Source organism: Corynebacterium sp. HMSC04H06 (assembly GCF_001815935.1).
GTDB lineage: Bacteria > Actinomycetota > Actinomycetes > Mycobacteriales > Mycobacteriaceae > Corynebacterium.
Genome location: NZ_KV823436.1, coordinates 1 through 12,837 on the forward strand (window position 1 = coordinate 1; position 12,837 = coordinate 12,837).

12 protein-coding genes and 3 tRNA genes are annotated in these 12,837 nt (G+C 64.4%); 7 read left to right on the forward strand and 8 right to left on the reverse strand.

Going from position 1 to position 12,837, the window contains the following annotated elements; all coding sequences use genetic code 11:
• Nucleotides 1-64 precede the first annotated feature (64 nt).
• The 5 genes from HMPREF3067_RS07425 to HMPREF3067_RS07445 all read right to left on the reverse strand — a co-directional run bounded on the left by HMPREF3067_RS07425 (nucleotide 65) and on the right by HMPREF3067_RS07445 (nucleotide 5,811).
• A complete protein-coding gene (locus tag HMPREF3067_RS07425) occupies nucleotides 65-703 on the reverse strand; it encodes a DUF8185 domain-containing protein (RefSeq protein ID WP_070769097.1) in 639 nt (212 codons plus the stop codon).
• A complete protein-coding gene (locus tag HMPREF3067_RS07430; RefSeq protein WP_070769098.1) occupies nucleotides 704-1,108 on the reverse strand; it encodes an acyl-CoA thioesterase in 405 nt (134 codons plus the stop codon).
• Between the two features lie 33 nt (nucleotides 1,109-1,141).
• Nucleotides 1,142-2,812 (reverse strand): energy-dependent translational throttle protein EttA, encoded by a 1,671-nt coding sequence (gene ettA / locus HMPREF3067_RS07435; protein WP_070769106.1) that lies wholly within the window; start codon nucleotides 2,810-2,812, stop codon nucleotides 1,142-1,144.
• A gap of 134 nt (nucleotides 2,813-2,946) precedes the next feature.
• Nucleotides 2,947-3,531: a single-stranded DNA-binding protein gene (locus HMPREF3067_RS07440; RefSeq protein WP_070769099.1), complete on the reverse strand. Its 585-nt coding sequence runs from the start codon at nucleotides 3,529-3,531 to the stop codon at nucleotides 2,947-2,949.
• A 201-nt stretch (nucleotides 3,532-3,732) separates the two neighbouring features.
• A complete protein-coding gene (locus HMPREF3067_RS07445; protein WP_083319207.1) occupies nucleotides 3,733-5,811 on the reverse strand; it encodes a bifunctional copper resistance protein CopD/cytochrome c oxidase assembly protein in 2,079 nt (692 codons plus the stop codon).
• 73 nt (nucleotides 5,812-5,884) lie between these two features.
• Here HMPREF3067_RS07445 and HMPREF3067_RS07450 point away from each other — a divergent pair, with 73 nt between their 5' ends.
• From HMPREF3067_RS07450 to HMPREF3067_RS07460, 3 genes are all read left to right on the forward strand, one after another.
• The gene (locus HMPREF3067_RS07450) at nucleotides 5,885-6,823 is read left to right on the forward strand and encodes a LysR family transcriptional regulator (protein WP_070769108.1); all 939 of its coding nucleotides are present in this window, start codon (nucleotides 5,885-5,887) and stop codon (nucleotides 6,821-6,823) included.
• Nucleotides 6,824-6,905: 82 nt separating this feature from the next.
• Nucleotides 6,906-6,978 (forward strand) — tRNA-Arg (locus tag HMPREF3067_RS07455).
• 38 nt (nucleotides 6,979-7,016) lie between these two features.
• Entirely contained in the window at nucleotides 7,017-7,649 is a 633-nt protein-coding gene (locus HMPREF3067_RS07460) for a hypothetical protein (RefSeq protein WP_070769100.1), read from the forward strand.
• Between the two features lie 35 nt (nucleotides 7,650-7,684).
• On the opposite strand, the gene HMPREF3067_RS07465 is transcribed toward HMPREF3067_RS07460, so the two are convergent.
• Nucleotides 7,685-7,876, reverse strand: a complete 192-nt coding sequence (locus HMPREF3067_RS07465) for a PspC domain-containing protein (protein WP_070769101.1) — start codon at nucleotides 7,874-7,876, stop codon at nucleotides 7,685-7,687.
• Nucleotides 7,877-8,046: 170 nt separating this feature from the next.
• Between HMPREF3067_RS07465 and cmrA the strand changes: the two genes are divergently transcribed.
• The 3 genes from cmrA to HMPREF3067_RS07480 all read left to right on the forward strand — a co-directional run bounded on the left by cmrA (nucleotide 8,047) and on the right by HMPREF3067_RS07480 (nucleotide 9,635).
• On the forward strand, nucleotides 8,047-8,859 hold the full coding sequence (gene cmrA, locus HMPREF3067_RS07470) for a mycolate reductase (protein WP_070769102.1): 813 nt from the start codon (nucleotides 8,047-8,049) through the stop codon (nucleotides 8,857-8,859).
• A gap of 14 nt (nucleotides 8,860-8,873) precedes the next feature.
• Entirely contained in the window at nucleotides 8,874-9,512 is a 639-nt protein-coding gene (gene orn, locus HMPREF3067_RS07475; protein WP_070769103.1) for an oligoribonuclease, read from the forward strand.
• A 47-nt stretch (nucleotides 9,513-9,559) separates the two neighbouring features.
• Nucleotides 9,560-9,635, forward strand: a tRNA-His gene (locus tag HMPREF3067_RS07480).
• 53 nt (nucleotides 9,636-9,688) lie between these two features.
• Here HMPREF3067_RS07480 and HMPREF3067_RS07485 read toward each other — a convergent pair.
• Together HMPREF3067_RS07485 and HMPREF3067_RS07490 are read right to left on the reverse strand one after the other, a co-directional pair.
• The gene (locus tag HMPREF3067_RS07485) at nucleotides 9,689-10,645 is read right to left on the reverse strand and encodes an MsnO8 family LLM class oxidoreductase (protein WP_246819269.1); all 957 of its coding nucleotides are present in this window, start codon (nucleotides 10,643-10,645) and stop codon (nucleotides 9,689-9,691) included.
• Nucleotides 10,646-10,712: 67 nt separating this feature from the next.
• Nucleotides 10,713-11,921, reverse strand: coding sequence for a L,D-transpeptidase (locus HMPREF3067_RS07490; protein WP_070769105.1), 1,209 nt, complete (start codon nucleotides 11,919-11,921; stop codon nucleotides 10,713-10,715).
• Nucleotides 11,922-12,234: 313 nt separating this feature from the next.
• Between HMPREF3067_RS07490 and HMPREF3067_RS07495 the strand changes: the two genes are divergently transcribed.
• Nucleotides 12,235-12,307, forward strand: a tRNA-Lys gene (locus HMPREF3067_RS07495).
• The last annotated feature ends 530 nt before the right edge of the window (nucleotides 12,308-12,837 follow it).

The following is a 12,837-nucleotide window of genomic DNA, read 5'->3' on the forward strand; positions in this document are numbered from 1 at the left end:
CGAGTGCAATGGTTAACACTCGGGAACCGCAGCCTGTGGAAAACTAGAACTTCCTAGAACAAGGCTAGAACAAGGACAGCCGGTTGGAGTGGTAGACGGTGCCGAAGGGGGCATCGAGGCGTACCCAGCGGCCCTTCGCCGCGACGCGTAGGTGCCGCGGGACGTCGGTAGGCGCGGAGAAGCCGGGAATGAGCCCCAGGCTGGTGCAGGCGAAAATCATGCGCATGGGCACCTCGACCTGCTTGCCATGGCCCTCGACTGTGACCACGGTCTGGTTCATCAGGCTCGACGGCGGGCCCAACGGTCCGGAGAACTGGCGGGCTAGGGCTTGGCCGGCATCGGCAAGCTCGCGCACGACTTCTACCGGCAGGTGGTCCAGCAGCCGGAAGCCGTCCATCGGCGGTAGCGCGCCCGGCCAGACGGGATCGCGGGCCGGGCCCAGCTCCAGCTTGCCGGCGGCGTTGTGCTTGAGCAGCTCCTGCTGCAACAGATAAGCGGAGACCACTGCCCCATCGCGGGAGGCCTTGCCCTCCACGCGGCGCGAGACGACGACCTCGAAAGGCGTGGTGACGAAGACATCAACCTGGTGCTCGGTCAACTGGCGCAGCCGCACGGAGCACCCGCCGTCGACGCCAACCGCCCGGCTCACCAGCACCTGCAGGCCCTTACCGCCGTTGCGCAGGTCCAGCGACTCGTTCGGCACCTATTCTTCCCCTACCTGGGTGAGGATGTCGCGCTCGGCATCGCTGAGCGGGCGCGGGCGCTGGGTCTCAAGGTCCACGGCGACCTGCACGCATTCCACCACGCAGGCGACCCGGCCGTTTCTGTCCTTGATCTCCTGACGGGTGGTCAGGGAGCTGTTGCCTAGTTCGACGACCTGCGTCTCGACCACCACGGAGGTGGTCCCGCGGGGCTCGATGGGCAGGCGGAAGTCCAGGTTCAGGTGCCGCACGAAAGCCGCGAATTCGTGCCCCTGCGAGTAGAACTTGTCTTCCGCGAACGCCAGCCGCGCTTCCTGCGCCAGCTCGACGTAATTCGCGTTCATCAAGTGGCCGTAGCGGTCGAAATCCGACCACCGGACCGGAACCTCGTGGGTATGGATAGACATCCTGCTCCTTTTAACTGCGGTTTACTGCGTTGTTTAGCGGGTCAGCTTGCGGTGGGTCACGCGCGACGGGCGGGCGGCCTCCTCGCCCAAGCGCTCGACCTTGTTCTTCTCGTAGTCGCCGAAGTTGCCTTCGAACCAGAACCACTTGCCTTCTTCCACGTTGCCTTCCCAAGCCAGGATGTGGGTACAGGTGCGGTCCAGGAACCAGCGGTCGTGGGAGATGACCACGGCGCAGCCCGGGAACTTCTCGAGGGCGTTTTCCAGCGAACCGAGGGTCTCGACGTCGAGGTCGTTCGTCGGCTCGTCCAGGAGGATCAGGTTGCCGCCTTCCTTCAGGGTCAGCGCGAGGTTCAAGCGGTTGCGCTCACCGCCGGAGAGCACCTTGGACGGCTTCTGCTGGTCCGGGCCCTTGAAGCCGAAGGCGGACAGGTAGGCGCGCGAGGGCATCTCGTTCTGGCCGACGTGGATGTAGTCCAGGCCGCCGGAGACGACCTCCCAGACGGTGGCCTCGGGGTCGATGTTCTCACGGTTCTGATCCACGTAGGACAGCTTGACGGTGTCGCCGACCTCCACGGAGCCCGCGTCCGGCTCTTCCAGCCCGACGATGGTCTTGAACAGGGTCGTCTTGCCCACGCCGTTCGGGCCGATAACGCCCACGATGCCGTTGCGTGGCAGCGTGAACGACAGGTCCTTGATGAGCACGCGGTCGCCAAAGCCCTTGACCAAGTCCTTGGCCTCGACGACCTTGTTGCCCAGGCGCGGCGGGGTCGGGATTTGGATTTCTTCGAAGTCGAGCTTCTTGTACTTCTCGGCCTCGGCAGCCATCTCCTCGTAGCGCTCCAGACGGGCCTTGTTCTTGGCCTGGCGGGCCTTCGCGCCGGAGCGCACCCAGACCAGCTCGTCCTTCAGGCGCTTGCGCAGCTTGGCGTCCTTCTTGCCAGCGACCTCGAGGCGCTCCTGCTTCTTTTCCAGGTAGGTCGAGTAGTTGCCCTCGTACGGGTAGAGCTTGCCGCGATCGACCTCGCAGATCCAGCCGGCGACGTGGTCCAGGAAGTAGCGGTCGTGGGTCACGGCCAGCACGGCGCCCGGGTAGTCCTGCAGGTGCTTTTCCAGCCACTGGACGGACTCGGCGTCCAGGTGGTTGGTGGGCTCGTCGAGCAGCAGCAGGTCCGGCTCGCTCAGCAGCAGCTTGGCCAATGCGACGCGGCGGCGCTCACCACCGGAGAGATTGGCGACCGGGGCATCGGACGGCGGGCAGCGCAGGGCCTCCATGGCCTGCTCGATCTTGGAGTCGACCTCCCAGGCATCGGCGGCGTCGAGCTCTTCCTGCAGCTTGCCCATCTCTTCCATGAGCTCGTCGGTGTAGTTGGTGGCCATCTCTTCCGCGATCTGCTCGAAGCGCTGCTTCTTTTCGAAGATGTCGCCGAGGCCCTCCTCGACGTTCTCGCGGACCGTCTTCTCCTCGTTCAGCGGCGGCTCCTGCTGCAGGATGCCGACGGTGGCGCCCGGATCCAGGAAAGCCTCACCGTTGGAGGGCTGGTCCAGCCCGGCCATGATCTTCAAGATCGAGGACTTGCCGGCGCCGTTTGGCCCCACGACGCCGATCTTGGCGCCCGGGTAGAAGGCCATGGTGACATTGTCCAGGATGACCTTGTCGCCGATAGCCTTGCGCACGTTTTTCATCGTGTAGATGAACTCGCCCATCATTCCCCTTTTCGTCCATTGGGTTAGGTATTTATCACCACAAACACTACCGCAAGTTGCCCGCTGGCTACCCCTTAAGGCAAGTAACCCGCCGGCACCGCAGGGCGCCGACGGGTCGTGAAGTAGCTGGCGGATTAGCTCAGGACGCTGCGCGCGCTGGCGGCGGCGCGATCACCCGCGGTATCGGTGGCGGTATCCCCCTCTCCGTTGCTATCGTCCCCGGATTCCGCAGACTCCGCGGCTTGTGCCGGCTCCGGCTGCTTGGGTGCGGACTTCGACAGGTCCTTGTCCACCGGGTAGTCCAGGACGCTCTCGCCCGGGATCTCCACCCCGGCGGCGTTGGTGACGGTTTCGATCTTGCGGGCGCCGATAACCCAGCGGTTCATGTCCAAGCCCAGCCAGGAGGCCTTCAGGTAGATGCGGCTGCGGGCCTCGCCGGACTCAGTAGTCCACTGGCTGGTCACCAGCGAGCCAACGGCGATAATCGGCATCCCCTTTTGCAGGGTGATGCGGCAGGACTGGGCCAGCTGGCCCCAGACCTCGACGTCCATGAACAACAGGTTGGAGTCTTTCCAGGTGTCGGTGGACTGGGTGGAGTTATCGCGCACGCGTCGCGAGGAGGCGACGCGCAGGTTGGTTTTCATGGTGTCGTCGTTGAATTTAACGAGCTGTGGGTTATGGGTCAGGTGGCCAAAAACAGTGATGGACAGTTGAGACATCTCGGATTAATTCCCCTCGAGCAAATAGTGTTCTTCGCGCCCCGCGGTCGCGGGCCGCTGGTGTCCATGCTCGCCGAGGCGGCAGCGGCTGTAAACTGGCGCCGGCCGTACCTGTGAATAAACCCCGCCACCGCGGCGAGAAATATGCCTATGGTGAGAACGGGACGGCATCGTTAAGTGCTATAGGCGCTGGTGAGGTGCCTACATCTGCCGGAAACGACTAATGTCACCATCCTCGCTCAGCCCGGCCAACATGCGGTTGTACTCCTCCAAGTCGGCGTCGTGGTCCACATCCGCCTTCGCGTCGTGGCGCGCGGCGGTGTTGCGATCCTCGCGCAGCCAGTCGACGAAGAGCTTGCCGAAGACGATAACCAGCGGGAACTGCCCGAAGCCCCAGGCGATGCCGCCGCCCTCGCGCTGGTCCGCCAGCAGGTCGATATCCCACGGCAGGTTCAGAGAGTTGTAGAACTCCTCGCCCAAGATGGCGTTGAGCTGCATGAGGTAGACGCCCATGTAGAGGTGGACCGGCATGGACAAAAACAGCACGAACAGGCGGATGTGCACCGGCGCGCGGTTCGGCAGCGGGTCCGGGCCGATGACCTCCCAGAAGTAGAGGTAACCTGACAGCAGGAACATCCAGTTCATCAGGACGTGGCCGGCGTGCTCCGAGATGGCGATCTCGTAGAAGTCGAAGGACAGGTAGATGGCGTAGAAGACCACCAGGAACTGCAGGAGGTTCACGGCCGGGTGGGTGATGGCGCGCAGGATGCGCGACTTCGTCACCGCGACGGCGTAGTCGTGCAGGCTGGGCCTTCCCGGCCGCCCCGCGGGGAAGGCCTCCATGAGGAGGGTGAGCGGCGCGCCGAGTACCAGGAACAGCGGGATGACCATGGACAGGACCATGTGCCCCAGCATGTGCATGGAGTACATGGCCGGGAAGTACAGGCCGATGCCCGTCGACATCACGACGGTCATGCCCAGCGAGCCGAGCATCCACCAGGCGGTGCGCATGGGCGACCAGCTCAGCCCGATCTTGCGTAGCCGGTAGAGGGCGTAGATATACAGCCCCGCCAGCACCAGGCCGATGACCCCGAACATGATGTCAAAGCGGAAAAAGGTCCACACGTTCCAGAAGGTGGGGCGCTCGAAGAGCTCGTAGCCCAGCTGGATCTGCATGGAGTTCAGGTTGGGATCCCGCGGCGGCGGGGGCGGCGTGCGCCCCATGGTGATCGCCACGCCGACCGTGGCGGCCATGACGGCCACCTCCACCACCGCCACGCGCAGGAACAGGCGCGGGCGCTTGTCCAGCTGCGGGATGGTCAGCTGGCGGTGGACGAAGCCCAAAAAGGCCAGCACGACCAGCAGCACGGTCTTGGTGGTGATAATCAGCCCGTAGCGGGTGGTCAGCCAGTCCGACCACTCCACGCGGATGGCGGCGTTGACCACGCCGGAGGCGGCCATCGCCAGCGCGGCGACGAGCGCGAGCGTCGAATAGCGGCGCACCGCCTGCCTCATCTCCGGGCCTAGGCGCCGGCCGTGGGCGATGAGCGCCAGGAGGCCGCCGACCCAGAGCACCACGAATAACAGGTGCCACAGGTAGGAGTTGGTGCCGTAGTCGTGGTCGCCGCCGGAGGCCGAGTGCCCGTCAAACCCCAGGGGAACCACCATGGTGATCGACAAAAACAGCAGCACCGGCTGCAGGGACCACTGCTGGCTGAACAGGGTCAGCACGCCGACCAACGCCGCGATCACCGCGGTAGCCAGCCACGCCTGGGCAGTGGCCACCTGGGACAGCGCCAGGCCCAGCATGTCGGGGCTTAAGACCTGGCCGAAGGGCGTACCGGAGACATCCGACATGACCAGCGGGATCTCCAGCAGCGAGACGATGGCCACGCCGAAGGAGGCAACCATGCCGGTGCGGGCGGCGAGGTGGCCGTCGACGGTCAAGGGGGCGTCGATAAGCCGTTCGTTGTCCCCCTCCGGCACGGCCGGGGAAATAAGGAACGCCGAGGTCAGGTAGGAGCCCACGGCCAGGGCCATAAGCATCCATGCCGCGCCCCGGAACGCCGGCAGGCCGATGGTGGTCAGGCGGCCCGGATCGGGAATGCCTAGGGCCTGCAGCGAGTCGGCCAGGAAGAACATCGAGATGAACCCTCCGACCACGCCGGCGAAGACCGTGGCTGCCCCGTAAATACCCCAGCTGGATCGCACCTGCTGGGTGCCGGTACTGGGGCTAGGCTTCTTCGTCGCATCCGCGTCGGTGGCGTGGCTGAAAGACATGCCGCTATTCTACTTCGGCGACGTTTCCATAACGAAAATGATTAATGGTCTATTTTCTGGCACGATGGGATTTATGGATTCTCGTCAGCTCCACTATTTCCGCAGCGTGGTTGACCACGGCGGATTCACGCACGCCGCGGCGGCGATGGAGATGACCCAGCCCTCGCTGAGCCTATCCATCCGCAAACTCGAAGACGAGCTCGGCATCCAGCTGCTCAACCGCAGCCGCGCCGGGGCCACCCCGACGGACGCCGGAAACTACGTCTACAAAACCGCGGTCAAGCTCGACGCCCTGCTCAGCCAGACCACCCAGCGCATTAGGGAGATGGCCGGCGGGCTAGCCGGCTCGGTCTCGGTGTGCTCGGCGCCCGAATTCAACTGGACCGTCATGCCCGCCGTCCTGCACCAGATGCTGCAAGAGGCCCCCGACGTGGAGGTCTACGTCGAAGACCCCTCCCCCAGCATCACGCTGGAGCGGGTCTTGGACGGCACCGTCAACGTCGGCCTGCTGCCGGTCACCGACTCGGCCGCGGTCGCACAGCGCTTCGTGCGCCAGCTCGACGTCGTCGAGTTCGCCCGCTTCCCCTGGGTGGTCGGCCTGCCCGAGCGCCTGGCCGACCTGCCGGATCCGGTCTCGCTCTACGACATCCGGGACGAGACCTGGGTGGTCGTGCCCCGCAACCCGGAGTTTATCGGGCTCACGGAGCTGCTGGACGAGCTCTGGGCCGACCACCCCGATGCCGTGCCCGCCCGCCGGCAGGAAATATCTACGCTCCAGACCGCCATCCCGCTGGTCGCCGGCGGGCTGGGCGTCGCGCTTTTCCCGGAGACCGCCCGCACGTTCAAGTCCGAGGGCATCCACTACCGCCAGCTCAAGGAGAAGCTGCCGATGATGAGCGGCATCCTGCTCACCCGGCGCGACGCCGACCTTTCGCCGGCCACCCAGCGGCTTATCGAGCTGATCAAGAAGGTCGGCAAGCAGCGCGCGGACAACGGCACCGCGACCAACTAGCGGGCCGTATGTCTTTGGCGCCGAGCCGGTCGAGTAAAATCTGTCCTGCACTGCGCGGCAGCGCGGCGCCTGCCCCTTGTTAGCCCCTATAGCTCAGTGGATAGAGCAGCGGGTTTCTACCCCGCGTGTCCCGGGTTCGAATCCTGGTGGGGGCACCGCTTTCTCCCGTCTGAGCGGGACTAAAATGGCAGCCATGGACATCACCCTGGCTACTTTCTCCCACTGGCCCACCGAGCTGGCCCCGCCGGGCCTGCGCTTCGATAACTGCTACCCGCCCGCCGCGGACTACCCCTCGGCCCGCAACGCGGTGCTGACCGGCCAGTACCCGCAGCGCCGCGCGCGCTACCGCATCTCCGACGTCTTCGCCGACGCCGGCTGGCGCGTCACCGAGGGGGCAGAGCCCGCCCAGCCGGGCGAGAACGTCTTCCGCCTGTGGGAGGAGCCGGGCTCGCTGCCGGATACCGGCGTCGTGGCCGTGGCCACGCTTAGCGATTCCCCGGGGCCCATGAGCATTTTCTGGCCCGGTGTGGCCGAAGGCGGCACCTCCCAGGAGCTGGTCTCCCCCATGGATCTCGCGCCCACCCTGGCGGCTATCGCGGGCCTGGACGTGCGCCCGAACGCGCGCCTGTCCTTCGACGGGCTCAACCTCATCCCGGTCATCCGCTACGGGGCCTCCGGGCACGCCGCGCTCTTTTTCGACAACGGCATCCGGATGCAGGACGCCAGCCTCATCGACGGCCACGCGAGCAAAGAATCCCGCCGGGCGGCCCTGCAGGAAGAGTGGGACATCTGGCGGGAATTCATGGACTTCGGCCCCCTGCAATAGCGAGAGGCCGGAGATTCTAACGAGTTTTTAGGGTACTAGGCCTGTGGGCCTTCCGGCATGCAGATCCACAGCACGATGTAGATTGCCAGGCCCGAAGCACCGGCCAGCGTGACGATGGCGAACAGGGCGCGCACTAGGGTGGCGTCGACGTTGTAGGTCTCAGCGATGCCGCCGCACACGCCGGCGATGTAGCAATCAGTGCTGGAGCGATGGAGTTTTTCGTTCATGGGGTTCGTCTCCTTCTAGGAGGTCGGGGTTTGCTTTCACCTTCTATTCAACCGTGGATGGGCCCGCAGCGCATCAGGGTTTTTCCCTGAACTAACCCGGATCTTTTCGCTAGGCTGAGTGGCACCGCCTAAGGTCGAATGCACCATCCGCGAAAGGACTTGAATCCGCTATGCCGAAAAAATCCGGACTGCCTGCCCCCACCCGCCATTCTTTTGCCCTGATCACCGGCGCCAGCCAGGGCATCGGCGAGGCCATGGCCCGCGACCTGGCCGCGCTGGGCCACAACGTGGTCCTGGTCGCCCGGCGCAAGGAGGTGCTGGAGAAGATCGCGGGCGAGCTTAGCGCGGCCCACGACGTCGAGGCCGTCGCTTTCGATGCCGACCTCTCCCGAGCCGAGGACGTCGACCGGCTCATCGAGTTCATCGGCGGCCGGGAGGTGAGCATTCTGGTCAATTCGGCCGGCATCGCTAGCTTTGGCCCGTTCATGGAGCAGGACTTCGGTTACGAGACCGACCAGTTCCAGCTCAACGCCACGGCCGTGCACCGGATTACCCGCGCGGCGCTGGAGCAGATGCTGCCGCGGCGGCGCGGCGCCATCTGCAACGTGGGCTCGGCGGCCGGCAACATCCCCATCCCGAACAACGCCACCTATGTCTTCACCAAGGCAGGGGTCAACGCCTTCACGGAGGCTCTACACTACGAGCTGGCCGGCAGCGGCGTCAGCTGCACGCTGCTCGCGCCCGGCCCGGTCCGGGACGCCGTCGTCCCCCCGGAGGAGCAGTCCATCGTAGACAAGGTCGTGCCGGATTTCCTGTGGACGACCTACGAGTCCTGCTCGCAGGAAACCCTGGCGGCCATGGCCCGCAACCAGCGCCGCGTGGTGCCGGGACCGCTGTCCAAGGCGATGAACACGATTAGCCAGGTGCTGCCGACGCCGCTTATCGCGCCGCTGGTGGGCAAGTTCTACTCGCAGATGGGGTAGCTAGACTGGTGGTTATGCACAAGCAAGAGATAGCCCCCAAACACGACCGCCTGGTGTGGATCGATCTGGAAATGACCGGTCTGGATCCGGGCCGCCACGTCATCGTGGAAGTCGCGGCCGTTATCACCGACGGCAACCTGAACATCCTGGACGAGGGCATCGACCTCGTCGTCCACGCCACCGAGGAGGACCTGGCGCAGATGGACGACGTGGTCACCGAGATGCACGCCAACTCCGGGCTGGATACGGAAATCCGCGCCTCCCACACCACCGTCGAGCAAGCCGAGCAAGCCGTCCTCGAGCTGGTCGCGGCCCACTGCGACCCGGAGCACCCCGCCCCGCTGGCCGGCAATTCCATCGCCACGGACCGCACCTTCATCCGGCGCTACATGCCCCGGCTGGACCAGGCGCTGCATTACCGCATGATCGATGTCTCCACCATCAAGGAGCTGGCGCGACGCTGGCACCCGAAAGCGTATTTCCACCAACCGGACAAGGGGCTGGCCCACCGCGCGCTGCAGGACATTGTGGAGTCCATCCGCGAGCTGGACTACTACCGCCGCAGCGTCTTCCGCACCGACGGCGGCCCGGACAGCGGCCAGGCCCTCGAGGCGAAGGCCGAAAGCACCCACGCTTACCAGGCGTTTTTGTAATTCGCCGTTCATGGGTTAACCTAAATAGCGCTGCTAAGGCAGCGATGGTGGCTGTAGTTCAGCTGGTAGAGCACCAGGTTGTGATCCTGGGTGTCGCGGGTTCGAGCCCCGTCAGCCACCCCAAAGTTAAAGCAGGTCAAGGATTCCTTGGCCTGCTTTTTGCTATCCCTAGTGAGCTAGTTGGTGCACCAGGAGCCTTTCGCTCTCGGCTCCGCAGCGCGGTCCGGGATATCGCCCGTCACCAAGAACTCCTCCACGCCCAGCTGGCTAGCAATTGCCGCTAGCTCCCGCCCCACTGTTCGCGGCGTACCCACCACGTGGTGGGCCTGGATGTCGCGCATGCGGGCGCGCTGCTGGCTGGTCATCGCGGCGAGATCCAGGTCCACGGCCGGCACCAGCGGGCTGAAGCGGCCGGTGGACTGGGCCATTGCCTGCGCGTAGGCCTCCGGGGCCAGCAGGTCCGCTGCCTTGCGCTCCGTTTCCGCCACGGCGATATTCAGCGAAGAAATCACGTGCGGGGCAGGGCAAAATTCGCTGGGCTGGAAGTTCGCGCGGTAGGTCTGGGCCGCCTTTAACTGGGTGCCCACCGGCCCGCCTAGCATGACGCCAAGGCCTAAGCGCCCGGCGGTGCGCGCGGAGGCGTAGCCGGCCAGCAGAAACAGGCCCACCTCTCCCTCGAGGCGCGGGCGGGCGGTGACTGCGGCATCGCCGCGCAGGTAGCCCAGCAGCTCGCCCAGGTCCTCGCCGTAGCGCTCCCGGGCCTTGCTGTCCTGGCGCAGCGCGGTGCGCACCGGGGCGGTAAACCCGACGGAATTTCCCAGGCCGATGTCCACCCTGCCCGGGTACAGTGCCGCCAGCGTCGCCACTTGCTCCGCGATGAGAAAGGGCGGGTGCCCGGGCACCATGATGCCCGCCGTGCCTACGCGCAGGCGCTGCGTGGCCGACGCCGCGTACGCCGCTAAAAGAGCCGGCTGCCCGCTGGGGATGCCGTCGACGCCGTGGTGCTCGGCGACGGTGAAGCGCTCGAAGCCCAAGGACTCGACGTGCCGGGCGTGCTCGGCCACCCCGCGCAGGGTCTCGGCCTCCGTTTCAGCCGGGGTCGCCGCGGCCCTATCTAAGACAGAAAAACGCATGCTCCCCACGGTAGTCACTGACCGCGAGGAGCACGCGCTCCGCAATGGTTGAGTTGGCTTAGGCGGGCTAGGCGTTGCCGGCCTTCCAGTCCTCCCAGGACATGTTCCAGTCGCCGAGCCCGTCGTAGGGCGAGAGCACCCCGCCGGAGGTGTTCTTGACCAGGACGATGTCGCCGCGGCCGACCACCTGCTGGAACCACTGGGCGGCCTCCGGGGTGACGTTGATGCACCCGTGCGAGGTGTTCGTGTTGCCCTGCGCCCAGACCGACCACGGGGCGGAGTGGACGTAGATGCCCGAATAGGACATCTGCGTCGCATAGTCGACGACGGTCTGGTAGCCGCCGGCATCGAGAGCCAGCCCGAAGGTCGTGGAGTCCATCATGAGCTGCTCGTGCTCGTCGCCGATGATGTAGCGCCCGTTCGGGGTCGCGTACTGGCCGTCGCGCCCCAGCGAGACCGGGATCTCGCGCAGCAGCTCTTGGTTCTTGTAGACCCGCATGGTCTTGGTCGCGTCGTCCACGATGGAGATGACCCGGTCGCCGATGGTGAAGCTGGCCTCGTTGTTAGAGCCGCCGTAAACCTTGTTACCCAAGTCGACGCCTTCGATCTCCGCCTTCGCGGTCACCTTCGTGCCCGGCTCCCAGTACTCCTGCGGACGCCAGCGGACCTCGTAGTCGTTAACCCAGTGGAACGCGCCCTCGACCGCCGGGGAGGCCTCCACCGTCAGGGCCTCCTCGGCCTTCTTGCGGTCCGGCACGGGCACGCCGAAACGGAAGTTCACGGTCTGCCCGACGCCGACCTCGGCGCCGTCCAGCGGGGCCATGGCCACCTCCGCGGTGCCGTTAGCTTCCGGGGTGGTGAACTGGACGGTCTTTTCCTTCCCATTCTCGTCCTTGGCGTAGATGCTGTAGGTCCGGTTGTAGCCCAGCGTCTCGTCGCTCGACCAGGTCTTTCCATCGTCCGAGAGCTTTTCGGCCACGACGTAGCCCTGCTCGTTAGTCATGGTAACCGTCTCTAGCCCCTTGCCCAGGGACTTCACAGTTACGGGCGTGAAAGGATCGACGTCTTCGGCACCGTCCTTGACGGAAAACTCCGGAGCCTTCTTCTCCTTCTTAGCCACGCTGGTGGCACCGGCCTCCGATGCCTCACTCACCTCCGGCGCCGCCGCGTCCTTGCCCTCCGGATCGCCAATCGTGCACGCCGCCAGTGACACCGCCGTAACGGATGCAACTACCGTCACTGCACCGCGGCGCAGCAGCGAAATCGTCCTAGTCAAAATTCAAAAACCCTTATCTAGCCTGGTTCTATCAACCTGCGAGTCAGCCACCGAGCCGTCTTCGCCGCCGGCCCGTCACCCAATCTCACTAACCATATCGACAAAACGGCTCCAAAGTGTACACAAAATTGACCGCTTAGACACTTTGATACCTAATCGTTGCAATCTGCATGAAGCGTGCAATAACGTTGCGTTAATACCCCGCAAAAACCTGGATTGACCAGCCGATTTTACTATTCTCTTTGAAGGGGTTAAAGTTATTTTCCGTTGCAAGGACAGCGGCCGAGAGATTGGCTCAAGTTTTTGAAACAATGCGCCATTAGCTCAATTGGCAGAGCAACTGACTCTTAATCAGTGGGTTCGGGGTTCAAGTCCCTGATGGCGCACAATTAAGGCCAGGCCAGGCGGAATTTTTACCGTTCCGAGCCTGGTCTTTTTGGTGGTTTGCCCTGCTTAGGACAGGAAATATCCCAACACTATTCTTGGCACGGTGTCTCTGTCTGTACCGCGCTAGTGAGGAAGTTTGTGGGCACGAGTGAGCACAAATTGGGCACGAGGAATCGGGTCTATCCGTCAGCTGAAGTCTGGGAGATTCCAGGCCCACTAATCGGGGCCGGACGGCAACCGCCACAAAGCACGTAAAACTTTCCCAGATAGATTTTCAGCTCTAGGATGGCTTTCAGAAATCCGTAAACAGATTGACCTAGGGACCTGGACGCCGTCGCAGGACGCACCAGCACCCCCAAAGGTCCCTACTGTTGGGGAATTTATTCACCTGAACTGCCGCGGATTTTGTTCCTAGACATTTGCCTTGATTTCTATTATTGCCACTGGCGGGTTCTGCTTCCAAAGTTCGGTTTCTACCTCGACAACATCACTCCACCTACGGGTATGGATCAGCTCGTTCTTGTAGGAG

Excerpts from the sequence above, each read along its gene's own strand:
- ettA (WP_070769106.1), bottom strand. The coding sequence starts at position 2,812 with ATGGGCGAGTTCATCTACACGATGAAAAACGTGCGCAAGGCTATCGGC.
- HMPREF3067_RS07450 (WP_070769108.1), top strand. The coding sequence starts at position 5,885 with ATGGATTCTCGTCAGCTCCACTATTTCCGCAGCGTGGTTGACCACGGC.
- HMPREF3067_RS07440 (WP_070769099.1), bottom strand. The coding sequence starts at position 3,531 with ATGTCTCAACTGTCCATCACTGTTTTTGGCCACCTGACCCATAACCCA.
- HMPREF3067_RS07460 (WP_070769100.1), top strand. The coding sequence starts at position 7,017 with ATGGACATCACCCTGGCTACTTTCTCCCACTGGCCCACCGAGCTGGCC.
- cmrA (WP_070769102.1), top strand. The coding sequence starts at position 8,047 with ATGCCGAAAAAATCCGGACTGCCTGCCCCCACCCGCCATTCTTTTGCC.
- HMPREF3067_RS07465 (WP_070769101.1), bottom strand. The coding sequence starts at position 7,876 with ATGAACGAAAAACTCCATCGCTCCAGCACTGATTGCTACATCGCCGGC.
- HMPREF3067_RS07430 (WP_070769098.1), bottom strand. The coding sequence starts at position 1,108 with ATGTCTATCCATACCCACGAGGTTCCGGTCCGGTGGTCGGATTTCGAC.
- HMPREF3067_RS07485 (WP_246819269.1), bottom strand. The coding sequence starts at position 10,645 with ATGCGTTTTTCTGTCTTAGATAGGGCCGCGGCGACCCCGGCTGAAACG.
- HMPREF3067_RS07445 (WP_083319207.1), bottom strand. The coding sequence starts at position 5,811 with ATGTCTTTCAGCCACGCCACCGACGCGGATGCGACGAAGAAGCCTAGC.
- orn (WP_070769103.1), top strand. The coding sequence starts at position 8,874 with ATGCACAAGCAAGAGATAGCCCCCAAACACGACCGCCTGGTGTGGATC.